Annotated in this window: 18 protein-coding genes and 1 pseudogene; 7 read left to right on the top strand and 12 right to left on the bottom strand. The window is 74.7% G+C overall.

The genetic code is table 11. The annotated features are described in order from the left end of the window. Nucleotides 1–2 precede the first annotated feature (2 nt). Entirely contained in the window at nt 3–2,468 is a 2,466-nt protein-coding gene (locus ACZ7LK_RS12995; protein ID WP_392273263.1) for a SpoIIE family protein phosphatase, read from the top strand. On the opposite strand, the gene ACZ7LK_RS12990 is transcribed toward ACZ7LK_RS12995, so the two are convergent. From ACZ7LK_RS12990 to ribA, 5 genes are all read right to left on the bottom strand, one after another. Continuing rightward, nucleotides 2,440–3,990, bottom strand: a complete 1,551-nt coding sequence (locus ACZ7LK_RS12990) for an urease accessory protein UreH domain-containing protein (RefSeq protein WP_471140277.1) — start codon at nt 3,988–3,990, stop codon at nt 2,440–2,442. The genes ACZ7LK_RS12995 and ACZ7LK_RS12990 overlap by 29 nt on opposite strands. Next, complete coding sequence (locus ACZ7LK_RS12985; RefSeq protein ID WP_471140275.1) at nt 3,987–5,363, bottom strand: tetratricopeptide repeat protein; 1,377 nt, start codon at nt 5,361–5,363, stop codon at nt 3,987–3,989. The genes ACZ7LK_RS12990 and ACZ7LK_RS12985 overlap by 4 nt, the downstream gene beginning before the upstream one ends. 98 nt (nt 5,364–5,461) lie before the next feature. Further along, a complete protein-coding gene (locus ACZ7LK_RS12980; RefSeq protein ID WP_392272823.1) occupies nt 5,462–7,015 on the bottom strand; it encodes a DUF4331 domain-containing protein in 1,554 nt (517 codons plus the stop codon). Nucleotides 7,016–7,103: 88 nt separating this feature from the next. Beyond that, nucleotides 7,104–7,658 carry a hypothetical protein gene (locus ACZ7LK_RS12975; RefSeq protein WP_471140270.1) on the bottom strand — a complete coding sequence of 185 codons (555 nt, stop codon included), beginning with the start codon at nt 7,656–7,658 and terminating at the stop codon, nt 7,104–7,106. 106 nt (nt 7,659–7,764) lie between these two features. Then, nucleotides 7,765–8,463, bottom strand: coding sequence for a GTP cyclohydrolase II (gene ribA, locus ACZ7LK_RS12970; protein WP_392272825.1), 699 nt, complete (start codon nt 8,461–8,463; stop codon nt 7,765–7,767). A gap of 65 nt (nt 8,464–8,528) precedes the next feature. On the opposite strand from ribA, the gene ACZ7LK_RS12965 reads away from it, so the two are divergent. Then, nucleotides 8,529–9,290, top strand: coding sequence for a creatininase family protein (locus tag ACZ7LK_RS12965; RefSeq protein ID WP_469463475.1), 762 nt, complete (start codon nt 8,529–8,531; stop codon nt 9,288–9,290). Then, nucleotides 9,287–10,234: a RibD family protein gene (locus tag ACZ7LK_RS12960; protein ID WP_471140266.1), complete on the top strand. Its 948-nt coding sequence runs from the start codon at nt 9,287–9,289 to the stop codon at nt 10,232–10,234. The genes ACZ7LK_RS12965 and ACZ7LK_RS12960 overlap by 4 nt, the downstream gene beginning before the upstream one ends. Here ACZ7LK_RS12960 and ACZ7LK_RS12955 read toward each other — a convergent pair. The 5 genes and pseudogenes from ACZ7LK_RS12955 to ACZ7LK_RS12935 all read right to left on the bottom strand — a co-directional run. Then, nucleotides 10,166–11,074 (bottom strand): annotated as a pseudogene (locus ACZ7LK_RS12955) (lysylphosphatidylglycerol synthase domain-containing protein); the annotation flags it as partial. The gene ACZ7LK_RS12960 and the pseudogene ACZ7LK_RS12955 overlap by 69 nt on opposite strands. Next, nucleotides 11,071–11,937: a class I SAM-dependent methyltransferase gene (locus ACZ7LK_RS12950; RefSeq protein WP_471140263.1), complete on the bottom strand. Its 867-nt coding sequence runs from the start codon at nt 11,935–11,937 to the stop codon at nt 11,071–11,073. The pseudogene ACZ7LK_RS12955 and the gene ACZ7LK_RS12950, both read right to left, overlap by 4 nt. Next, nucleotides 11,934–13,049 carry a glycosyltransferase family 4 protein gene (locus tag ACZ7LK_RS12945; protein ID WP_471140652.1) on the bottom strand — a complete coding sequence of 372 codons (1,116 nt, stop codon included), beginning with the start codon at nt 13,047–13,049 and terminating at the stop codon, nt 11,934–11,936. Before ACZ7LK_RS12945 ends, ACZ7LK_RS12950 begins: the two co-directional genes overlap by 4 nt. Nucleotides 13,050–13,150: 101 nt before the next feature. Continuing rightward, nucleotides 13,151–13,549, bottom strand: a complete 399-nt coding sequence (locus ACZ7LK_RS12940) for a 6-pyruvoyl trahydropterin synthase family protein (protein ID WP_392272829.1) — start codon at nt 13,547–13,549, stop codon at nt 13,151–13,153. Between the two features lie 82 nt (nt 13,550–13,631). Then, a complete protein-coding gene (locus ACZ7LK_RS12935; RefSeq protein WP_392272830.1) occupies nt 13,632–14,612 on the bottom strand; it encodes a zinc-dependent alcohol dehydrogenase in 981 nt (326 codons plus the stop codon). A 127-nt stretch (nt 14,613–14,739) separates the two neighbouring features. On the opposite strand from ACZ7LK_RS12935, the gene ACZ7LK_RS12930 reads away from it, so the two are divergent. Then, nucleotides 14,740–15,681: a CDP-alcohol phosphatidyltransferase family protein gene (locus tag ACZ7LK_RS12930; RefSeq protein WP_471140258.1), complete on the top strand. Its 942-nt coding sequence runs from the start codon at nt 14,740–14,742 to the stop codon at nt 15,679–15,681. On the opposite strand, the gene ACZ7LK_RS12925 is transcribed toward ACZ7LK_RS12930, so the two are convergent. After that, the gene (locus ACZ7LK_RS12925) at nt 15,659–17,350 is read right to left on the bottom strand and encodes an alkaline phosphatase family protein (protein WP_471140255.1); all 1,692 of its coding nucleotides are present in this window, start codon (nt 17,348–17,350) and stop codon (nt 15,659–15,661) included. The two genes, ACZ7LK_RS12930 and ACZ7LK_RS12925, sit on opposite strands and share 23 nt — an antisense overlap. A 269-nt stretch (nt 17,351–17,619) precedes the next feature. On the opposite strand from ACZ7LK_RS12925, the gene ACZ7LK_RS12920 reads away from it, so the two are divergent. Together ACZ7LK_RS12920 and ACZ7LK_RS12915 are read left to right on the top strand one after the other, a co-directional pair. Continuing rightward, entirely contained in the window at nt 17,620–18,186 is a 567-nt protein-coding gene (locus tag ACZ7LK_RS12920) for a PadR family transcriptional regulator (protein WP_392272833.1), read from the top strand. A gap of 61 nt (nt 18,187–18,247) precedes the next feature. Beyond that, nucleotides 18,248–19,978, top strand: a complete 1,731-nt coding sequence (locus tag ACZ7LK_RS12915; protein WP_471140253.1) for an acyl-CoA dehydrogenase family protein — start codon at nt 18,248–18,250, stop codon at nt 19,976–19,978. A gap of 85 nt (nt 19,979–20,063) precedes the next feature. Here the strand turns inward: ACZ7LK_RS12915 and ACZ7LK_RS12910 are convergent, their stop codons facing one another. Continuing rightward, a complete protein-coding gene (locus ACZ7LK_RS12910; RefSeq protein ID WP_392272835.1) occupies nt 20,064–20,687 on the bottom strand; it encodes a TetR/AcrR family transcriptional regulator in 624 nt (207 codons plus the stop codon). A 209-nt stretch (nt 20,688–20,896) separates the two neighbouring features. Here ACZ7LK_RS12910 and ACZ7LK_RS12905 point away from each other — a divergent pair, with 209 nt between their 5' ends. Beyond that, nucleotides 20,897–22,351 (top strand): glyceraldehyde-3-phosphate dehydrogenase, encoded by a 1,455-nt coding sequence (locus ACZ7LK_RS12905; RefSeq protein WP_392272836.1) that lies wholly within the window; start codon nt 20,897–20,899, stop codon nt 22,349–22,351. Nucleotides 22,352–22,453: the final 102 nt, after the last annotated feature.

The following is a 22,453-nucleotide window of genomic DNA, read 5'->3' as shown; positions in this document are numbered from 1 at the left end:
CGATGGACACACCGGTGACGACGTTCAGCGAGGGCCCCGAGGACCCGTTCGCCGTGCGCCACTCGGCCTCGGCCGTGGTGGACGACCGCGGCACGGTCGTCGGCTGGAGCGAACGGGCCGAGGCGCTGCTCGGCCACTCCGCCGAGGAGGCCCTGGGACGCCCGGCGGCCGCGTTCCTGGTCGACCCGCGCGACCGGCACGTCGTCATGGACGCCGTGGCCGACTGCGTACGCGGCCTCGGCTGGTTCGGCGTCCTGCCCGTACGGCACCGCGACGGCCGGCGCGTCGACATCGGGTGCCGGGCCCGGGCGATCTCCCGGGAGGGCGGCCACCACGAGTGGTTCCTCGTCGGCGCCCCCGCCGAGGAGGTCATCCAGTGGGAGACCGACCGCTCCGTCCTGGACGGCCTGTTCAGCCGCTCACCGATCGGCCTGTCCATCCACTCCCCGGACCTGACCATCCTCCGGGTCAACCGGGCCATCGCCAAGTTCAGCGGCATGCCGGTCGAACAGCACCGCGGGCTGCACACCAGCGACTTCCTCATCCAGCGCGACACCGACACCGTCGAGGGCCAGCTCCGCGACGTGCTGGAGACCGGCCGCTCCTCCGTCTTCGCCGAGCAGCCCTGCGTACTGCGCCACGACCCCGGCCGCGAGCTGTACGTGTCGGTGTCGGCGTTCCGCCTCCAGGACCCCTCCGGACGCGTCCTCGGAGTGACCCAGACCGTCGAGGACGTCACGGACCGGCACCGCGCCCGCCGGCGGCTCGCCCTGCTCAACGAGGCCAGCGCCCGCATCGGCACCACCCTGGACGTCACCGAGACGGCCCGGGAACTCGCCCAGGTCGCCGTCCCCGGCCTCGCCGACCTGGTCTCCGTCGACCTGCTCGAACCCGTCACCCGGGGGGAGGAACCCCGCCAGGAGGTGGCCGGCCCACTGCGCCGGGCCGCGGTGCGCACCGTCCCGCCGGACGCGGCGCGGCTGATGCACCCGGTGGGCAGCACCCTGCCCGTCCCGCCCGGAACGGTCCAGGCCCGCTGCCTGGACGAGCGCAAACCCCTCCTGGACGAGGGATCCCGCGGCCCGGCCGCATGGCGGTCCGTGGAGCCGGAGCGCCCGGAGCGGGTGCCCGGACCGGACGTCCACTCCCTGCTGGTCGTGCCCCTGGTGGCGCGCGGACTGGTGCTCGGTCTGCTCAGCCTGTGGCGGTCCCGCCGTCTCGAACCGTTCGAGGAGGACGACGTCACCCTCGCCGAGGAGTTCGCCTCCCGCGCCGCCGTCTGCATCGACAACGCACGCCGCTACACCCAGCAGCACGAGGCCGCGCTCACCCTCCAGCACAGCCTGCTGCCGCACGTGATCCCCCGGCACCCCGCGGTCGACGCCGCCCACCTCTACCTGCCGGCCGATGCCACGGCCGGGGTCGGCGGCGACTGGTTCGACGTCATCCCGCTCTCCGGCCTCCGCGTCGCCCTCGTCGTCGGCGACGTGGTCGGCCACGGCATCCACGCCGCGGCCACCATGGGCCGGCTCCGCACGGCCGTGCACACCCTGGCCAATCTGGACCTCGCCCCCGACGAGGTGCTCTCCCACCTCGACGACCTGGTGGACCGGCTGGCCGCCGAACAGGAACCCTCCGACGACCTCTCCCGCCAGGTCGTCGGCGCCACCTGCCTCTACGCGGTGTACGACCCGGTCTCCCGGCACTGCGCGCTCGCCCGCGCCGGCCACCCGCCACCCGCCGTCGTCACCCCGGAGGGGGAGGTCGGCCTCCTCGACCTGCCCGCCGGCCCGCCGCTCGGCCTCGGCGGCCTGCCGTACGAGTCCGCCGAGGTCGACCTCGCCGAAGGCAGCCTGCTCGCCCTCTACACCGACGGCCTCGTCCAGGCCGGCGACCGGGGCAACGACGAGCGGGACGTCGACGAGCGCGTGGCGGACCTGTGCGCGGCGCTCGTCCGCCCCGCCCGCACCCTCCAGGAGCACTGCGAGGCGGTGCGCGACGCGCTGCTGTACGACCACCCCACCGACGACGTCGCCCTGCTCGTCGCCCGGACCCGGGTGCTGGCCGAGGAGAAGGTGGCCACCTGGGAGCTGCCCGTGGAGGCGACCGCCGCCGCCCGCGCCCGGGCGCTGACGGCGGACCGGCTCGCCGAGTGGGGGCTGGAGGACATGCTCTTCACCACCGAACTGGTCGTCAGCGAGCTGATCACCAACGCCTTCCGGTACGGCGGCGGGCCGATCACCCTGCGGCTGATCCGCGACCGGCACCTCATCTGCGAGGTGTCCGACACCAGCAGCACCTCGCCGCACCTCCGGCGCGCCCGCAGCACCGACGAGGGCGGCCGCGGACTGTTCCTGGTCGCCCAGCTCACCGAGCGCTGGGGAACCCGCTACACCCGGGACGGCAAGACCATCTGGACCGAGCAGGCGCTGCCGGCCGTCACGCCAGAGCCGTCGCCGCGCCCCTGAGCACCAGACCGCACCCCAGCGCCAGGACGACGGCGGCGGTGCCGAGCGGTGCCGTCCGGTGGGCCAGCGCGACCAGCCGGCCCCGCGGCCGCCGCACCAGCCGGCGCCGGGTGGTCTCCCGCAGGCGCACCACGGCGAACCCGGCGCCCGCCAGGGTGAGGGCGAGCCCCGCCCCGTACGCCAGGACGAGCAGGAACCCGAACCACGCCTGCCCCAGGGCGGACGCCCCGACCAGGACGACCACGGCGGACGGGCTCGGCACCAGCCCGCCGGCCAGGCCGAGCAGGACCACCCCGCGCAGGCCGGGAGCCGGGGGGAGGTGGGAGTGCCCGTGCGCGTGACCGTGGTCGTGGTCGTGCGCATGGGTGTGGCCGTGGCCGTGGTCGTGCGGGTGACCGTGCTCGTGGTCGGCGTGTGCGTGTGCGTGGCCGTGGGTGTGGCCGTGGGCGTGATGGCGTCGGCGCCATGCCCGGCGCAGCAGCAGCGCGCCCGCCACCGCGACCAGGGTGCCGCTCGCGATGCCCAGCCAGGACACCACGGAGGGCGCCGCCGCCGAGCCCGCGGTGATCAGGGCGCCGAGGGCGAACACGCCCAGCGTGTGGGTGAGCGTCACCGAGGCGCCGAGCGCCAGCATGTCGCGCACGGAACTGCGGCCCCCGGCCGCCGCGGCGGCGGCCATCATGGTCTTGCCGTGCCCCGGGGCCAGCGCGTGCAGAGCACCCAGCAGCAGGGAGGCGCCGAGCGCCAGCACCGCGAAGCCCGCCGTCAGCTCGTGCCGGGCCACCAGGCCCGTCAGCGCCTGCGCCCAGCGGTCCGCGCCGCGCGGCAGCACGCCCGCCACCGGTGACGCCCCGGCCCCGGCCCCGTCCGCGTCGCCGGCCAGCGCCGGGCCGCCGGACCGTACGGTGAGGGACACCGACCGCGCGTCCGGCGGCGAGGAGAGCAGGTCGTCCGGGTAGGCGGTCAGGCGCCGGGACACCGAACCGGCCGGCACGCCGCCGCCCGAGAGGGTGGTGCGGTCACCCCGCGCGGTGATCTCCCGCCATCCGTCGCCGGCCGCCACCGCCGCCGGGCGGTACGACAGCCGGGTGCCGTCCGCGCGCGGCAGCGGCGCGGTGAGCGCGCACGTCACCCGCAGCGTCTCCAGCCCGGCCTGCCCCGGGCGCACTTCCGCCCGGGCGGCCCCGGCGGTCACCGGGCGGGCGGCGGCGTCGCCGGTCACCAGCCGCGCGTCCCGGGCCGCCGCGTCGCACCGCGTCCGGGCCCACGCCGCGAGCTCGCCCGGCGCCAGCCGGTCGTTCCCGTCGGTGTCGATCCGCGTGCGTTCCTGGGAGGCCGGGATCTCGGCCAGGTCCTCCACGTGGTCCACGAGCAGCTCGCCCGGGGCGACGACGAGGCCGTCGTACTGGCTGACCGTGAAGTTGCCCAGCGGGTGGGCCTGGGCGGCCTGGGCAGGGAGCAGCGCCAGGGCCGTGCCGCCCAGCAGGGCCGCGAGGGCGCGGGCGGTCGTCCGGCGGTTCACGACGCACCCCCGGTCGCGGCCAGGGCGGCCTTCGCCGTGCGGGCGCCGGTCGCCGAGAAGCCGGGGTTGAGGTCCAGCGCGGCGCGCAGGTCGCGACGGGCGGCCGCGTCGTCACCGAGGGCGCGCTCGATCATGCCCCGGTGGAAGAGGAACGAGGCGTTGCGGTAGCCGGGCGAGGGTGCGGTGGCGCGCTCGGCGTACGCCAGCGCCTCCCGGTCCTTGCCGTTGGCGTGCAGGGCCCAGGCCAGGGCGTCCGCGGTATGGACGCTTCGGCGGCGGCCCCATTCGGCGCGCGCCGCCGTCAGCGCGCCGGCCGCGTCGCCGTGGTCGGCCCCGACCAGGGCGGACTCCAGGTCGGTGGCCACGCCGTTCGCACGGGCCAGCCGGGTCCAGGTGCGGACGAGCGCGTACTGCTCCTCGGCCCGGTCGCGCCGGCCCAGCACCTCGTACAGTTCGCCGAGCGCCGCGAGCTGCCCCGGGAGCGGGTAACGCCGTACCACCTCCTCGAGGTCGGCCAGCGCGCGCTTGGTGTCGCCGAGCGCCGCGTACGCGCGCCCCCGGCCCTCCCGGGCGGGCAGGTGCCGCGGGTCCGCGCGCAACGCCGCCGCGAAGTGCTCCAGGGACTCTTTGTACGCGCCCCGGCTCCACTCGAGCTGGCCCAGCGCGGTGGAGACGTAGGCCACGTCGGCCGGGCCGAACGCGGACTGCCGAGCGCGCGACAGCACCCGGCGCGCCCCCGCCACGTCGCCGCGCAGCTCCAGGACGTACGCGTACCGCGTGAAGACCGGGATGCCGGGACGGCGCCGGTCGGCGAGCCGTACCGCGGCCAGGGCCTGGTCGTAGCGGCCGAGCTCGACGAGGGCGTCGACCCGGACGGACAGGGCCCGCTCGCTGTACGGGTTCACCGCCAGCGCCCGGTCGGCCTGGCGCAGCGCCCCGGTGAAGTCGTGGCGCGCGGCGGCCAGGGCCGCCCGGCCGGCGAGCGCCGCGTCGTTCGAGGCGGCCGGGCGCAGCTCCAGGGACCGACCGAACGCCTTCTCCGCCCGCGGGTACCGGGTCGGATCGCCCGTGGTGCGGGCCTGTTCGACGTACGCCGCGCCCAGCGTCGCCCATCCGGTGGCGTCGCGGGGCTGGTCCTCCAGGTGCCGTTGCAGGGCGGCGACGCCCTGGGCGAGGTCCCCGGCCGCCAGGCGTTCCACCGGGACGACCGCCGCGAGGGCGGGGGCCGGCCGCCTGCCGGGGCCGGGGTCGTCCGCGGCTCCGTAGGCCACCGAGCCGGCGGTGAGCCCGAGGGCCACGACCACGACCGCGGCGGTCCGCCACCGGCCCGGCCGCCCCTCCCGGGGGGCGGACTGCGGCTTCCGTACGAGCATCGGTTGTGCCTTCCTGGGTCGTGCGTGCGGAGAGGGGCCCGGCAGCGCCGTGGGGGGAAGGAACGCTGCCGGGCCGTCAGGGGGTGGGGCGGTCCGGGTCAGCCGATCCAGGACCGCTGCTCGGGCCGGCGGCGGGACCGCGACCACATCGCCCGGCCCAGGCCCACCAGCAGCACGCACGCGGCACCCGAGGCGGCCGAGACGAGCATCACCGTGTTGTCGCCCCACGACGAGGTGAGCGCGGAGACCCCACCGGTGAGGCCCGTGGCGTCCGCCTTCGTGGCGGCCTGGGCGGCCTTGGTGTCGGACCCGGCGCTGGGCAGCGCCACGTACGGGAAGCTGCTGCCGAACTTCTTGTCGTTGGCGTCGACCGCGTCACCCAGGTCGTTCTCGGCACCCACGAGTTCGCCCTCGACGACCTGGAGCGCGATGTCCAGCACGTCGTCCGTCAGCCGCCGCCCGTTGGGGAAGCCGGCGTTGTCACCGTCGAGCACGCCCAGCCGCTTGGGTTCGGCCACCGGCTTGATCGAGGTGTTGAGGCGCAGCATCTCCGACGGCTTGCCGTTCGGCTGCTGGTTGAGGTCCTTGACGCCGGTCAGGAACACCGAGACGAGGTCGTTGCGGGGCTCGGCCGGAGCCTTGATCTTGTAGATGCCCTCGATCAGCTTGGGCAGTTCCGGCTCGGTGACGTTCTTCAGGAAGCGCCCGTCGTTCTCGGGCGAGGAGGCGTTGAACCGGTCCTTGTCCTTGACCGGGTTGACGACCTCGTTGACCAGCGGCATGCCGAGCCGGGACACCCGGGTCCACTCGCCGTAGGCGTTCTTGCGCTCGGTCGTCGCGTAGAGGCCGACCACCGGCTGCTTCTCCGACTCCCTGAGGTACGAACTCGGCACCTGGAGGGCGATGGTGTTGACGTTGTAGCCCTTGAGCGTGTCGTTGCCGACCTCCGAGAGGTCGCCGCCGTACAGCAGGTCGAAGACCCGCAGGTCGAGGAAGAACGGGTCGTCGGCCTGGCCGGCGAACGCCTTGAGCCCGCCGGGGACCTTCCGTACCGCCTGGTCGCGCAGCTTCTGGTAGTCCGGCATCGACGCCTTGCCGACGTTGGAGGGCGCGACCGGCAGGTGCTCGGCGAGCATGTGCCGGGAGGCGACCTTCCCGTGCTTGAGGCGCTGCAGCTCGATGTCGTACGACTGCGTGAAGTTGAGGTCGGGGTCGTCCAGGCTCTCCACCGCACCCGTGTTGTAGAGGAAGGTCTTCTCGTTCTTGCGGTGGTCCTTGAAGGTGAACCGGTACAGCAGGTCGTCCTGGGCGTCACCGTCGCTGTCGACGTGGATGTCGTAGCGGGCGTCGGTGGCGAAGGGGTAGAAGTTGGGCCCGCCGGCCGGCTCCTGGAACGGCAGCCAGTTCGCCACCACCGTCGTCGAGTCGGGATGGTCCGGACTGACGAACGCGTACACGTCGGTGGTGTCGAACTGTGGTTGCCCGGATATCAGCGGGGCCTCCCGGTGGCTGGAGGCGCTCGCCGTCCCCGGCTGGAGCACCCCCACGCCGGCGGCGGCCAGGCCTCCGGCGGCCAGGGCGCCGCAGGCGAGCAGTGCGACGCTCCTGCTCCGCCAGGTCCGTCCGCTCCCGGTGGGTGATGTCGTGGTCATCTCGTCCGTCCTTCATTCGTCAACGCGTCCGTCCGGCTTGCTTGTTGGACCATTACGTGCGCCGTGGCCGTTGTGTTCGGCACGGGCGTCACCGGGACGGGGCCGCGGGGTCCTGGAACCTGGCCGCGACGGCCTGGACCTCGATGTGGTAGTGCCCGTGGGACCCGCCGCCCGGGTGCAGCCGGGGCAGCCGGTAGGTGCGCCGGGGCGCCTCGCGCCCTTGGGTGCCGGGGTCCGCGCGCGAGCCGTTCACGTCCTCGTGCGGCGGGCGCGCCCGCTGCCCGGACGGGCCGGCGTCACCGGGCGCCAAGGCGCCGTGGGACAGCATCGAGGACACCACGAGGAGGCCGCCCACCGCGCCGACGCCGCACGCGCCGACCCACCGCGCCCGCCTCGGCGGTCCGACCGTCCGGAGGTCCTCGGGGTGCGTCGCGTCACGCGCCCACAAGGGTTCCACGGTGCGTCGCGGCGGTGGGACGTCGGCGAGCGGGGCGTCGGGGAGCGGCGCGGTGCCGCGCAGTTCGGCGCGTGCGGCGTCCAGATCGTCCAGCACCCGCTGGAAGGACTCCATGATCGACTGTGCGGAGGCGGGCTCCGCGCCCGGAAGTCGCGGGTTGCGCTGGGGTATGTCGTCAACGTGCACGGCGGTGCTCCTCGCGGGGGTACATGCCTTCCGTGGCGATCCGGGGGTGATCCGGGCCGCGGTGTCGCTTCGTCGTCAGGCAGTACGCAGGGCGAGCGGGCTTGTCTCATCCGCCGTCGTGCGCCTGGGCCACCAGGGGGCCGTGGCCGGCGCCGCGGTCCGGCCCGGCGGGCAGGTGCGGGAGATGGTGACCGAGGCGCTCCCGCTTGGTCCACTGGTAGGCGAGGTTCTCCTCCCGCGGCGGGATCAGCAGCGGCACCCGCTCGCTGATCGCGATCCCGTACCGCTGCAACGCCTGGTGCTTGCGCGGGTTGTTGGACAGCAGCCGCACGGACCGCACGCCGAGGTCGTGCAGGATCCCCGCCGCGCCCCCGTAGTCGCGGGCGTCGTCCGGGAGCCCCAGCGCCAGGTTCGCCTCGACGGTGTCCAGCCCCTCCGCCTGCAACCGCATCGCGCGCAGCTTGGCCAGCAGCCCGATGCCCCGGCCCTCGTGGCCGCGGAGGTACACCAGGACGCCGCGTCCCTCGCTCGCGATGGCACGCAACGCCGCGGAGAGCTGCTCGCCGCACTCGCAGTGCCGGGACCGGAAGGCGTCCCCGGTCAGGCACTCGGAATGGAGCCGGGCGAGGACGTCATGGCCCTCGATCTCGCCGTACACCAGGGCTATTTGCTCCTCGCCCCGGTCGTGGTCCATATACCCGGCGGCGCGGAAATCGCCGAATTCGGTGGCCAACTGCACATTCACCACATGCTCGACGCCCGTTCGGCGAGTGGTGTCACGGAGCACATCATCGGTGTCTATCATGGCCCGATCGTATCGGGTAACGTCCGGCAGTGGGCGGGAAACTGACGAAGGAAAGGGCGGGGAAGATGAGCGTTCCGCAACCGCGGATACCGGCATTGGGCATGCTGCCGCTGGACACGACGACGGAGGACGTCCGCCGGGCGCCGGCGGACGTGGCGGTCCTCCCCATCGGGAGTTTCGAACAGCACGGTCCGTTCCTCCCGTTGATGACGGATACCGTGGTCGCCTGCGCCATCGCCCGCGAGGTCGCGGCCGCCCACCCCGTACACCTGCTCCCACCTGTGACGATCTCCTGCTCGCACGAGCACGCCGGGTGGCCGGGGACCGTGAGCATCTCCGCCGTGACCCTCTGCGCCGTCGTCCGGGACATCGCCGGATCGCTCCGCCGCTCCGGTATCGAAAACCTCGTCCTGATCAATGGGCACGGCGGCAACTATGTATTGCGCAATGTGGTTCAGGAATCCGCGGACACCGGTACGCGAATGGCGCTTTTCCCCGGATCCGACGATTGGCGGACGGCGCGGGAACGGGCCGGTGTGCTGACGTCGTCGCACAGCGATATGCATGCGGGGGAGGTGGAGACATCCATACTTCTCCACGATCACCCGGAACTCGTGCGTCCCGGTTATGAAACCGCCGATCTGATCGCCGACGACCGCAAGCATTTGCTGTCGCTCGGTATGCGTGCCTACACGGAATCCGGAGTGATCGGCCGCCCGTCACGGGCGTCCGCCGAAAAGGGGAAACTCCTGCTGGCCGCCCTGGCCGAATCGTTCGGCGCGTACCTCTCCCTCCTCGCGCCCGCCTCCCGGCATGGTGCGCGGTGACCGCCCTGCACACCGGACCCGCGACCGGTGCCCGACCCGCCCCCACGACGGACGTCCGCCCCCTCGACGCGGACCGCGCCTGGCGGTCGCTGCGCGGCATCCGCACCCCGGCGGACGCCGGGGCCGCCGGTCTGGTCACGGGCGAGGACGGCCGGCCGCGCTGGCGGAACGGCTCGCCCGAGGCGGACGACCTGGCCCGCCGCTACCTGCCGCTGTGCCTGGCCGGCCCGCACGTCACCTTCGCCCAACTGGGCCAGAGCCTCGACGGCTTCATCGCCACCCGCACCGGTGACGCCGACTACGTCACCGGCGAGGAGGACCGCGCGCACCTGCACCACCTGCGGGCCCTGGCCGACGCGGTGGTCGTCGGGGCCGGCACCGCCGTGGCGGACGACCCCCGGCTGACGGTGCGGGCCTGCCCCGGAGACAACCCGGTCCGCGTCGTCCTCGACCCGCGCGGCCGGGTCCCCGCCGGGCACCGGGTGTTCACCGACGGGGAGGCCCCCACCCTGTGGGTGGTGGGCGCGGGCGGCGGGCACGCGCGGGCGGTGGCCGGCCGCCGCACCGGCACCGGCACCGTCGATGTGCTGGAGCTGCCCGACCGGGACGCGTTCGCCCCGCGCGCGCTGGTGCGCCACCTCGCGCGGCGCGGCCTCGGCCGGGTCCTCGTCGAGGGCGGCGGTGTCACCGTCTCCCGCTTCCTCCGGGAAGGCGCCCTGCACCGGCTGTACGTCACCGTGGCACCGGTCCTGCTCGGCGACGGCGTCCCGGGACTCGCCTTCCCCGGCCCGGAACGGATGCGCGACGCGCTCCGCCCGCCGACCCGACGCACCCTCCTCGGCGACGACACCCTCTTCGAACTCGACTTGGGGACGCCGCGCCCCGGCGAGCCGGTCGGCCACCAGTACACCGGCGCCGGGCAGGCTCGCGGCGAGGCTCAGTAGCCCGTACACCACCGAGACGGTCAGCCCCTGCGCCGTCCCCAGGCCCGCCGCGCCGAACGCCCAGGCGGTGGCCCCCTCCCGGGGCCCCCACCCGGCGACGTTCAGCGGCAGGGCCATGGCGAGCAGCGCCAGCACCATCAGCGGCAGCAGCACGCCCGCCGGGGCGGTCGCCCCGGCGGCACGGGCGGCGACCAGGAACATGGCCAGGAACCCCGCCAGCACCGCGACGGACGACCCCAGCACCCCCGCCCACACCCACGGCCCCGCCCCCGGGGCCACCGGGCGCCCGGCATCCCCCGGCGCCCGGCGGCGGCGCCGCACGGCCACCACCGCGCCCCCCGCACCCAGCACACCGGCCACGACCGCCACCACCGCGCCCCGGCCCGGCCCCGCCTCCGCGAGGGCCGGCACCGGGTACGCGCACAGCAGCACCGCACCGGCCGTGACCAGCACCGCCTGGCCCGCGACCCGCTCGACCACCACCGCCCGCACACCCCGCCCGACGTCACCGGCGCTCCGCCCGTGCCGCACCGCCCGGTGCACGTCGCCGAGGACCCCGCCGGGCAGCGCCGCGTTCAGGAACAGGGCGCGGTAGTAGTCGGCGACCGCCCGGCCCAGCGGCAGCCGCACGCCCAGCGCGCGGGCCACCAGGCACCAGCGCCACGCGCTGAGCACGGTCGTGAACAGGCCGATGCCCAGGGCGGCCGCCAGCACGGGAGCGTCGACGCCCCGCAGCCCCGCCACGAAGGCACCGCCGCCGTGCCACCACACGACCGCCCCCAGAAGGGCCGCCCCGGCCACCGCGCCGAGACGGCCCCGCACCACCGCCGGTGCCCTCACGCGCCGCCCCCCGCCGCCCCGCCACCCGGCAGGGCCAGCACATCGGTGTGATGGACCACCACGCTCAACCGGCCCTCCTCGCACGCCTCCAGCCGGCGCCGCAGGTACGCGGTGGCACGCGGCGCCAGGTCCGGCCGCTGCTCCCGCGCCGCACCGACCCAGCCCCGCAGCCACTCGGCCGTCAGCGCCGAGTCGCCGGGACCCAGCCGCCACGGACTCGACCGCGTCAGCACGGTCATGCCCCGGGCCGCGAAGAGCTGCCGGGCCGCCGCCACCGCGTCCGGCCCGAGCAGCCGGCGGCCGCCCTCCATCCGGCGCTGGTGGTCGTTGAACGCCCCCTCGACGGCGCCGTCCAGCGGGTCACCGGGCGTCAGCTCGACGCGCCCCGCCACCGACAGCGCCAGCAGCACCGGACACCCCGCCTCCGCGCAGGCCGCCGCCAGCCCGTCCAGCTCCTCGCGGGTGAGCAGGTCCAGCAGCGCCGACGCCGTCACCAGCGCCGTACCGGCCAGTTCGGCCGCCGTCAGCAGCCCGATGTCACCCTGCCGGGTCGTCACCGTGATCCGGCCGCCGCCGTCGCCGGTGCGCGGCATCCGGGTGGCGGCCAGGTCCAGCAGCCCGGCGTCGTGGTCGTGCAGCACCCAGTGCTGCGGCCCCGCCAGCCGGGGCGCCAGCCAGCGCCCCATGGAACCGGTGCCGCACCCCAGGTCCCGGATCACCGGCACGCCGTCCCGCCGCGCCGGGTCGAGCCCCGGGAGCCGGCGCAGCGGGCCGAGGAGCCCGGCGGCGCGGGCCGCCGCGTCGGCGGGCTCGCGGAGCGCCAGCCAGTCGGGGGCGTAACGAGGTCTGCCGGTCACGCTCATGCGGCCTCCCGGGGTTCGTGACGGAGCTGGTCCAGGGCCCGGGCCAGGCCGCGGGCGGTCGTCTCCCACCCGGCCAGCGCGGTACGCCGCCCTCGTGCGGCGACCTTGGCGCGATGGCGCTCGCCGGGCTCGCCGAGCCAGCGCCGCAGGGCGGCCACCAGCGCGGCCGGGTCGTCCGGCGGTACGAGGAGCCCCGGCACGCTGCCGTCGGGCGCGCGGCCGACCGCCTCGGGGAGGCCCCCGACGGCGGTCGCCAGCACCGGAACGCCCCGCGCCAGGGCCTCGGTCACCGCCATGCCGTACGTCTCCGCCCGCGAGGCGAGCACCAGCAGGTCGGCGGCCGCGTAGTGGGCGTTCAGCTCCGGACCGCCGCGCGGGCCGGCGAGCCGCACGCGGTCCTCGAGACCGGACCGCGCGATCAGCTCCCGGAGCCGCTCGACGTACCCGGGGTCCTGCCCCAGGCCGCCCACGAGGACGCACTCCCACGGCAGGCCGGCGACGGCCGCGAGGGCCTCCACCAGTTCGTACTGCCCCTTGCGCGGGGTCACCGAGGCGACGCACAGCAGACGTGGGACGCCGGCCCCGCCGCCGGGCGCCAGCGGTCCGACGTCGGCCCCCGGCGCGGCGACCCGTACCCGCTCCGGGGCCAGCCCGTGGTGGTCCACCAGCCGGTCCGCCGCCCAGCGGCTGGTGGCGACGACCAGCGCCACCGCCCGCAGCGTCCGGCGCTCGGCGGCGTCCAGTTCCGCCGCCTCCTCCGGGGCGAGCCCCGTCTCGTCGGCCAGCGGCAGGTGCACCAGCACCGCCAGCCGCAGCCGGCCGGCCTCCGGGACGACGACGTCGGGGACGCCGCACGCGACGAGCCCGTCGAGCAGCACCACGGACCCGTCCGCCGACTCCGCCAGCACCCGGGCCAGCGCCGCGCGTTCGGCGGCCGTGGGGCGCGGCCAGGCGCCCGCGACGAGCCGATCGTGGACCTGCCAGCCGACGGCGGGCAGGTCCCGGCACACCCTGCGGTCGTAGACGTTGCCGCCGCTCGGCGCCGCCGGGTCGTCGACGCCTCCGGGCAGCACCACGCGGACCGAGCGCGCCGGCGGGGCCGCGTCCGGCACCTCCGGCCGGCCCGCGCCCCACCCGTCCGCGCCCGGCCCGTCCGCGCCCCGCCCGTCCGCGTCCCGCGGGTGCGGGTCGTGGCCGTGCACCGCGTCGTCGCTCACAGGGCCCGCTCGTAACTCGCCCACGCGATGTGCGACTCGTGCAGCGTGACGGTGATGCCCGCCAGTCCCCGCGCGCCGCCGCCCAGCGCCCCGGCGTGCACCCGGTCGGCGAGACGGTCGGCGATGACCTTCGCCAGGAACTCCGTCGAGGTGTTGACCCCCGCGAACTCGGACTCGTCGTCGAGGTTGCGGTAGTTGAACTCCGCCACCACGCTCCCCAGCTCCTTGGTGGCGAGCCCGATGTCCACGACGATGTTGTCGGCGTCCAGCTCGGCACGGCGGAAGGTGGCGTCCACGAGGTACGTCGCCCCGTGCAGGCGCTGCGCGGGTCCGAACACCTCCCCCCGGAAGCTGTGGGCGATCATGAGGTGCTCGCGGACTGTGACACTGAACAACGGCTGTGACCTCCCGGTCCGTCCTTTCGGTGACCCGCTCCGGGCCCCCGTCGTTCCAGTACGGACCGGGGGCGCCGTGCGTTCAGTGCCCGTCGTACCGCACCCGGTGGCACAGTCCGGGCAGGTCGCCCGAGGCGATGGCGCCCAGCACCGACGGCAGTTCCTCGAAGGCGCACTCGCCCGTGACCAGGGCGTCGAAGACCGGGTCGGCCAGCAGGTCCAGGGAGAGCGCCAGCCGGTCGGCGAACGTACGGCGGGAGCGCCGCGCCTCGGACACCCGGCCCACCTGGCTGCCCCGTACGACCAGACGCCCCGAGTGGAACGCCTCGCCCAGCGGCAGGCTCACCCGCCGGTCCCCGTACCAGCTCAGCTCCAGCACCGTCCCCTCCGGGGCCAGGAGTTCCAGGGAGCGCACCAGCCCGGCCTCGGTGGCGCTCGCGTGGACGGCGAGGTCGCAGTCGCCCAGCGCGTCCCCGGGGAGCGCGAAGTCCACGCCCAGGGCCGCGGCGACGGCGGCGCGGGCCGGGTCGGCGTCGACGAGCTGGACGCGTACGCCCGGGAAGCGGGCCAGCAGCGCCGCGACCGAGCAGCCCACCATCCCGCCCCCGACGACGGCGATCCGGTCACCGACCAGCGGCGCCGCGTCCCACAGGGCGTTGACCGCGGTCTCCACCGTCCCGGCCAGCACCGCCCGCGCGGCCGGCACGGTCCCGGGCACCGGCGTGACGGAGCCGGCGGGCACGACGTACCGGGTCTGGTGCGGGTAGAGGCAGAAGACGGTCCGCCCGACCAGGTGACCGGGGCCCTCCTCGACCAGACCGACGTTGAGGTACCCGTACTTGACGGGCCCGGGGAACTCGCCGTCCTGGAACGGCGCCCGCATCGCGCGGTACTGGCTCTCCGGGACACCGCCCCGGAAGACGAGGCCCTCCGTCCCCCGGCTCACCCCGGAGAACAGGGTGCGGACGACGACGTCGTCGGCGCCCGGTTCGGGCAGGACGACCTCGCGGGTCTCACCATGGCCGGGGGAGCGCAGCCAGAAGGCGCGCGCGGTGCGCTGCATGGGGTTCTCCTGTTGAACGCTGGGGTGTCGGTGCACGTTGTGAGGGTGACGAGGCCGCGCGCCCTGCCGGGCGGCGGCCCATGACTCTGTCACAGGTCCGAAAGGGTGTCCCGTGTCCGTGGGCGACATGACCGCTGCACGTCCGTTGCGCCGTTTGCTGGCCCGGTTCCCCTCGGGGGCGCCGGTCGTGCCCGCCGGCGGCCGTCGGCGGCCGGCGGGCCGTTCCGAACGGCCGCCGCGCACCCTCCCGTACGACGGGGCCCCGCGGCCGCCGGCCCCCGTGGGGGGAGCGGCGCCGTGGCGGGCCCGCCGTGAACCGGCGGTCGCCGTGGCCGCCCAGCTCGGCCTGCTGGCCGCGCTCGGCACGGTGACGGATCTGGGGCCCGCCGGGTGGCTGACGGGCGGGGTGTTCGCCGTCGCCCTGTGGGCCGTGCTCACCCGGGCCCTGGACCGGTGGTGGCCCGGGGGCGCGGCCTTCGGTCCGGCCAACGCCGTGACCCTCGCCCGGACGACGCTCGTCGGGGGCGTGACGGCGCTGGTCGCCGAGCTGTGCGCGGGCGCGGCGCCGGGCGCGGCCCTGGTCGGGCTCACCGCGGTGGCCCTGTCCCTCGACGCCGTCGACGGCCGGGTCGCCCGCCGCACCGGGACGGCGACCGCCTTCGGGGCGCGCTTCGACATGGAGGCCGACGCCTTCCTGATCCTGGTGCTGAGCGTGTGCGTGTCCCTGTCGCTGGGCGCCTGGGTGCTGGCGATCGGTGGGATGCGGTACGTCTTCGTCGCCGCGGCCCGGGTGCTGCCCTGGCTCGACGGGCCGCTGCCCCCGAGCACGGCGCGCAAGACGGTGGCCGCCGTGCAGGGCGTCGCGCTGCTGGTGGCCGGCGCCGCGATCCTCCCGCGCGGAGCGGCGTTCGCCCTGGTGGGGGTGGCGCTGGCACTGCTCGTGTGGTCCTTCGCCCGGGACGTGCGGTGGCTGTGGCGCGTCCGGGTCGTGCGGGACGGCGCGGCGCCGGTGCAGGTGGCGGCGCGCGAGCGGGCCCGAGGCCGCCTCACCGCGGGCCGTACGCGGTGAGGAAGCGGTCACGGAAGGCGTCCATCCGCCACACCGGGGCGTCCGGGCCGGGCTTGAGCCCGTCCTGCCAGCCCCACCCGGAGATCCGGTCCAGCACCGCGCGGTCGCGGGCCAGGACCGTCACCGGTACGTCCCGCCCCAGCCGGTCCCGGGTGACGGTGGGGACGGGCTGGTGGTCACCGAGGAAGACCACCACGGTGTCGTCGTCGCCGTACGTCTCCAGGTACGAGACCAGGCTGTCGAGGGAGTACTCGATCGCCCGCCGGTACTCGGTGCGCACCTGGGCGGGGTCCTTCCACACCTCCTTGGGGTCCTTGCCGGACCGCTTGACCGACTCGTAGACCGAGCCGTCGCCGAGCTCGTCCCAGCCGAGCTTGGTGGGTATCGGCGCCCAGGGGTTGTGGCTGGAGGTGAGGATGATCTCCGCCATCATGGGGCCGCGGCCGGGCCTGCCGTGTTCGAGGCGCTCGAACGCCGCGAGGCTGTACTGGTCGGGCACGGGCGTCCAGCTGAACTTGGGGCCCCGGTAGCCGAGGTCCCGCGAGTCGTGGACGTGGTCCAGGCCGTAGAACCGCCCCTCCGGCCACGCCCGGGTGACGCCCGGCATGATGCCGACCGTCCGCCAGCCACCGGCCCGCCGGAAGGCGCCGGTGAGGGTGAGCCGGTCGCTCGACGTCAGATCGCGGTAGCGCTGCTGGTTGTCGATCCACAGTCCGGAGGCGAACGTGGAGTGGGCCAGCCAGCTCCCGCCGCCCGCCGTGGGGGAGGTGAGGAAGGCGCTGCGGGAGGAGAAGCCGGCGGCCCGCAGCCGGCGGTCGCCGTCCGCGAGCACCGCGCCGACCCCCGGCGCCAGGTCCGGGTCCTGGACGGCGCTGCGGCCGTAGCTCTCGATGAAGACGAACAGCACGTCCTTGCCCCGCAGTCCCGTCAGCAGCCGGTCGGCGGGCGTGCCGCGGAAGGCGTCGACGGCGGACTCCTCTGCGAACGCCTCCCGGTCGGCGATCCCCGCGCGCACCTGCTGGACCCGGCCGCGTACGGCGTCGGCCGTGCCGCGGGAGGCGACCGCCGCGCCCGAGACCTGCACGCCCAGGGCCGCGCAGACGACCCAGGCGGTGCCCGCGCCCAGGACGGCCTGGGTCGTCACGGCGCTGTGCCGGACCGCGAGGCGGCCGAGCCGGACCACCGACAGGGCCATGAGGACCACCACGAGGAGGGCCAGCAGCCCCGCCCCGATCACCACACCGGTCGCACCGGCCCCGCCTATGGAGTCCCGGAGGAACGCCTCGGCGTCGTCCAGCAGGACCCAGTCCAGGACCGGGTCGAAGGGCCGTGAGAGCACGGAGCGGAAGCCCATGTCGAGGAGGTTCAGCAGCGTGACCAGCCCGAGGCCCGCCCCGGCGGCCACCGCCACCACCCGCCTGGCGCGCGGCCGCAGCACCAGCAGCAGCGCGGCTCCGCCCACCGCCTCCACCGGGATGCGGGCGAACGCGCCCGGCGTGAGGCGCTCCACCCGGTCCGGCAACAGCAGCGCCGCCCCGACCAGCACGGCGGCGAGCACCGTGGCGGCCCTGGACGCGACGGCGCGCACGAGCACCCGGTCCGCCCGGAACCGCTCCCGGGGAGCGGCCGTGCCCGCGCGTGGCAGTTGACGAGACGTCCCGATCGACACCCGAAGTCCTTTCGTCCATGACCCGCCGGCAGGGCGGACCGGCCCACCGGCCGGGGCCGCCGTGGAAGGTACGGTTCGCCGGCCGGTGCCGTTCACGTCCGGGCCGGCGGTGCCGTTCACGCCCGGGCCGGCGGTGCCGTTCCCGTCCGGGGGCGCCGGTGCCGATCACGGCCGGGCCGCCGGGTGGGGGGCCCTCCCTCGGGTGAGCCGCGTCTCACCCGGGCTGCCGCGCTTGTCTATGCAACGAGTTGCATAAGAGGATCGGGGGCATGGCGCTCGACCACGCGATCCTCGTCTCCCTGCTGGAGAAACCGGGCTCCGGCTACGAGCTGGCCCGGCGGTTCGAGCGGTCCATCGGCTACTTCTGGACCGCCACGCACCAGCAGATCTACCGCGTGCTCAAGCGCATGGAGAGCGACGGCTGGATCGACGTCCGTGACGTGCCGCAGCAGGGCCGCCCGGACAAGAAGGAGTACTCCGTCGCCGCTCCCGGCCGGACCGCGCTCTCCGCGTGGCTGCACGAGCCGATCGAACCGGAGAGCATGCGCCACGACCTGGCGGTCAGGATCCGCGGCGCGGCCTTCGACGACCCGGCCGCGCTGATCCGCGAGGTCGAGCGGCACCACGCGGTCCACGCCGAGCGGCTCGCCCACTACCTCGCGGGTCAGGAGCGCGACTTCACCGGCCCGGACGCCCAAGGCGCCCCCGGCCCGCCCGACGCGGGGCGGGAACTCCAGCACGTCGTGCTGCGCGGCGGCATCGCGTACGAACGGATGACGCTGGCCTGGCTGGACGACGTGCTCGCCACCCTCCGCGGCCTCACCCCCGAGAGCTGAACCACCGCTCACCCCGCACCATCACCACGCAATCCCCATCCCTCCGGAAAGGCGGACACCCATGGCCGACCCGCTGCTGTTCAACCCGCGCACCTACGACCCGGCCCACTTCGACCCGGAGACCCGCAGGCTGCTGCGCGCCACCGTCGACTGGTTCGAGGAGCGCGGCAAGCGCAGGCTGATCGAGGACTACCGCTCCCGGGCGTGGCTCGCGGACTTCCTCGCCTTCTCCGCCAAGGAGGGGCTGTTCGCGACCTTCCTCACCCCCGCCTCCGCCGCCGCCGGACGGCCCGGCGAGGACGACAAGCGCTGGGACACCGCCCGGATCGCCGCCCTCAACGAGATCTTCGGCTTCTACGGGCTCGACTACTGGTACGCCTGGCAGGTCACCATCCTCGGCCTCGGCCCGGTCTGGCAGAGCGACAACGCCGCCGCCCGTACCCGCGCCGCCGAACTCCTGGACCAGGGCGAGGTGTTCGCCTTCGGCCTGTCCGAGAAGACGCACGGCGCCGACATCTACTCCACCGACATGCTGCTGGAGCCCGACGGCGAGGGCGGCTTCCGCGCCACCGGCTCCAAGTACTACATCGGCAACGGCAACGCCGCCGGACTGGTCTCCGTCTTCGGCCGCCGCACCGACATGGAGGGCCCGGACGCGTACGTCTTCTTCGCCGCCGACAGCCGCCACCCGGACTACCACCTGGTGAAGAACGTCGTCGACTCCTCCAAGTACGTCAGCGAGTTCCGCCTGGAGGGCTACCCCGTCGCCGCCGAGGACGTCCTGCACACCGGCCGGGCCGCCTTCGACGCCGCCCTCAACACCGTCAACGTCGGCAAGTTCAACCTGTGCACCGCCTCCATCGGCATCTGCGAGCACGCGATGTACGAGGCCGTCACCCACGCCCACAACCGGGTCCTCTACGGCCGGCCCGTCACCGCCTTCCCGCACGTGCGCCGCGAGCTGACCGACGCGTACGTCCGGCTGGTCGGCATGAAGCTGTTCAGCGACCGCGCCGTCGACTACTTCCGCTCCGCCGGCCCCGACGACCGCCGCTACCTGCTCTTCAACCCGATGACGAAGATGAAGGTGACCACCGAGGGCGAGAAGGTCATCGACCTGATGTGGGACGTGATCGCCGCCAAGGGCTTCGAGAAGGACAACTACTTCGCCCAGGCGGCCATCGAGATCCGCGGCCTGCCCAAGCTGGAGGGCACGGTCCACGTCAACCTCGCGCTGATCCTGAAGTTCATGCGCAACCACCTGCTGGACCCCGCCGCCTACGAGCCCGTCCCCACCCGCCTCGACGCGGCGGACGACGCGTTCCTCTTCCGGCAGGGACCGGCCCGGGGCCTCGGTTCCGTACGCTTCCACGACTGGCGTCCGGCCTTCGACGCGTACGCCGACCTGCCGAACGTCGCCCGCTTCCGCGAGCAGGCCGACGCGCTGTGCACGTTCGTCACCACCGCCGCCCCGGACGAGGAGCAGAGCCGCGACCTCGACCTGCTCCTCGCGGTGGGCCAGCTCTTCGCACTGGTCGTCCACGGCCAGCTCATCCTGGAGCAGGCGGGCCTGACGGACCTGGACCGGGACGTGCTGGACGAGCTGTTCGCCGTCCTCGTGCGGGACTTCTCCGCCCACGCCGTGGAGCTGCACGGCAAGGACTCCGCCACCGAGCAGCAGCAGCTCTGGGCGCTGGACGCGGTCCGCCGCCCGGTCGTCGACGAGGCCCGCTCGGCCCGCGTCTGGGAGCGCGTCGAAGCGCTGTCCGGCGCCTACGAGATGGCGGAGTGACACCGCCCGGGGCGGGGGGCGTGAGCGTCCCCCGCCCCGGGACCCGGCCGCACACCCGGTCCGGCCCCCCGCCCCGGCCGCGACCTCAGACCGCCGGCGGCTGCCGCAGCAGCGGGGTGAGCGTCCGGTCGAGCACGTCGGGGACCTCCGACGTCCTGAGGCGCCGGGCGGCCGCCTCTCCCGCGGCGGCGTGGAGGAGGCTGTAGAAGGTGGTGACGAGCCAGGTCATGGGGAGGTCGGTGCGGAAGGTTCCTTCGTGCTGGCCTCGGGTGAGGATGCGTTCGACGCGGCCGAGGACTTTTCGGTGGTGGGTGCGGCGGCGGGCGGGGGCGATGACGCCTTCGGATGCGGCGAGGAGGAAGGCGTGGCGTTCGAGGATGCGCCAGCTTGAGTGGATGAGGCGGGAGAAGGCCTGGTCGGCGGGGAGGTCGTCGAGGTTCTGTTGGTGCAGGAGGGTGTCGGCCTGTTCGACGGAGTGGGCGAGGACGGCGTCGAGGAGGGCTTCGCGGGAGGGGAAGTGGGCGTAGAGGGTGACGCGGCTGACGCCCGCGGCGGTGGCGACCTTGGTCATGCTGACGTGGGGGTCGCGGACGAAGCAGTCCAGGGCGGCGGCCACGATGGTCGCGATGCTGCGCTCCGCGTCCGCACGGCGGCGGGGAGCACCCTGGCCCCCGGTCGAGGGACGGGCCTTCTGGTGCGGCGTGGGCATGGGGGGAGCGTATTCCACCCGTGCGGAGCGGACGGCGGTCCGGGCCCGTCACCTGCCCGCCGGCCCGGCCCCACCCCACGGCAGACGTGGTGAAATCCGGTCGAACCGGGCGGCCTCCGGGGTCCGGAAGGCCCGGGGCGGGACCCCCTGAGTGACCACAGGAGCGGGGGGTTAGCATATGAGCGCCGCCTAGCTCGAAAGATAAACCTGTGACTGTCAACGACGACTCGTTCACCAACTGGAAGAACCGCGAGGAGATCGCGGAGTCGATGATCCCGATCATCGGGAAGCTGCACCGGGAGCGGGACGTCACCGTCCTCCTCCACAGCCGCTCCCTGGTGAACAAGTCGGTGGTCAGCATCCTCAAGACCCACCGGTTCGCCCGGCAGATAGCCGGCGAGGAGCTCTCGGTCACCGAGACCCTGCCGTTCCTCCAGGCCCTCACCACGCTCGACCTCGGCCCGTCCCAGATCGACATCGGCATGCTCGCCGCCACGTACAAGACGGACGACCGCGGTCTGTCGGTGGACGAGTTCACCGCCGAGGCCGTCGCCGGTGCCATCGGCGACAACAAGATCGAGCGCCGCGAGGGACGCGACGTCGTCCTCTACGGCTTCGGCCGCATCGGCCGCCTCGTCGCCCGCCTCCTCATCGAGAAGGCCGGCTCCGGCAACGGCCTGCGCCTGCGCGCCATCGTCGTGCGCGGCGGCGGCGAGCGGGCCGCCGAGGACATCGTGAAGCGCGCCTCGCTGCTGCGCCGCGACTCCATCCACGGCCAGTTCCAGGGCACCATCACCGTCGACGAGGCGACCAGCACGATCGTCGCCAACGGCAACGCGATCAAGGTGATCTACGCGAACGACCCGTCCGAGGTCGACTACACCGCGTACGGCATCAAGGACGCCATCCTCATCGACAACACCGGCAAGTGGCGCGACCGCGCGGGCCTGTCGAAGCACCTGCGCCCCGGCATCGACAAGGTCGTCCTGACCGCCCCGGGCAAGGGCGACGTCCCGAACATCGTCCACGGCGTCAACCACGACACCATCAAGCCGGACGAGCGGGTCCTGTCCTGCGCCTCCTGCACCACCAACGCCATCGTCCCGCCGCTGAAGGCGATGGACGACGAGTACGGTGTGCTGCGCGGCCACGTGGAGACCGTCCACTCGTTCACGAACGACCAGAACCTGCTGGACAACTACCACAAGGCCGACCGCCGGGGCCGCTCCGCGCCGCTCAACATGGTGATCACCGAGACCGGTGCCGCCTCCGCCGTCGCCAAGGCGCTGCCCGACCTCAAGGCGCCGATCACCGGCAGCTCGATCCGCGTCCCCGTCCCGGACGTCTCGATCGCCATCCTGAGCCTGCGCCTGGGCCGCGAGACCACCCGCGACGAGGTCCTGGAGTACCTCCGCGACGTCTCGCTGCACTCGCCGCTCAAGCGCCAGATCGACTTCACCACCGCCCCCGACGCCGTCTCCATGGACTTCGTCGGTTCGCGCCACGCCTCGATCGTCGACGCCGGCGCCACCAAGGTCGACGGCGACAACGCCATCCTCTACCTCTGGTACGACAACGAGTTCGGCTACTCGTGCCAGGTCATCCGGGTCGTCCAGCACGTCTCCGGGGTGGAGTACCCGACCTACCCGGCGCCCGTGGTCTGATCCTCCCGGGCGACACGAGGGGGCGGCGACCGGACCCGCGAGGGCATCCGGTCGCCGCCCCCTCCGCCGTCCCCGGCGCGCCGCCCCGGGGACGGCCGCGAC

Source organism: Streptomyces sp. NPDC039423, assembly GCF_055598725.1.
Note: the sequence above shows the minus strand (reverse complement) of the source record. Positions and strands in the feature narration are given on the sequence as shown.

Coding starts and splice junctions, on each gene's coding strand:
- ACZ7LK_RS12995 (WP_392273263.1), top strand. CDS start 3: ATGGACACACCGGTGACGACGTTCAGCGAGGGCCCCGAGGACCCGTTC.
- ACZ7LK_RS12985 (WP_471140275.1), bottom strand. CDS start 5,363: ATGCTCGTACGGAAGCCGCAGTCCGCCCCCCGGGAGGGGCGGCCGGGC.
- ACZ7LK_RS12980 (WP_392272823.1), bottom strand. CDS start 7,015: ATGACCACGACATCACCCACCGGGAGCGGACGGACCTGGCGGAGCAGG.
- ribA (WP_392272825.1), bottom strand. CDS start 8,463: ATGATAGACACCGATGATGTGCTCCGTGACACCACTCGCCGAACGGGC.
- ACZ7LK_RS12965 (WP_469463475.1), top strand. CDS start 8,529: ATGAGCGTTCCGCAACCGCGGATACCGGCATTGGGCATGCTGCCGCTG.
- ACZ7LK_RS12950 (WP_471140263.1), bottom strand. CDS start 11,937: ATGAGCGTGACCGGCAGACCTCGTTACGCCCCCGACTGGCTGGCGCTC.
- ACZ7LK_RS12935 (WP_392272830.1), bottom strand. CDS start 14,612: ATGCAGCGCACCGCGCGCGCCTTCTGGCTGCGCTCCCCCGGCCATGGT.
- ACZ7LK_RS12930 (WP_471140258.1), top strand. CDS start 14,740: ATGACCGCTGCACGTCCGTTGCGCCGTTTGCTGGCCCGGTTCCCCTCG.
- ACZ7LK_RS12920 (WP_392272833.1), top strand. CDS start 17,620: ATGGCGCTCGACCACGCGATCCTCGTCTCCCTGCTGGAGAAACCGGGC.
- ACZ7LK_RS12915 (WP_471140253.1), top strand. CDS start 18,248: ATGGCCGACCCGCTGCTGTTCAACCCGCGCACCTACGACCCGGCCCAC.
- ACZ7LK_RS12910 (WP_392272835.1), bottom strand. CDS start 20,687: ATGCCCACGCCGCACCAGAAGGCCCGTCCCTCGACCGGGGGCCAGGGT.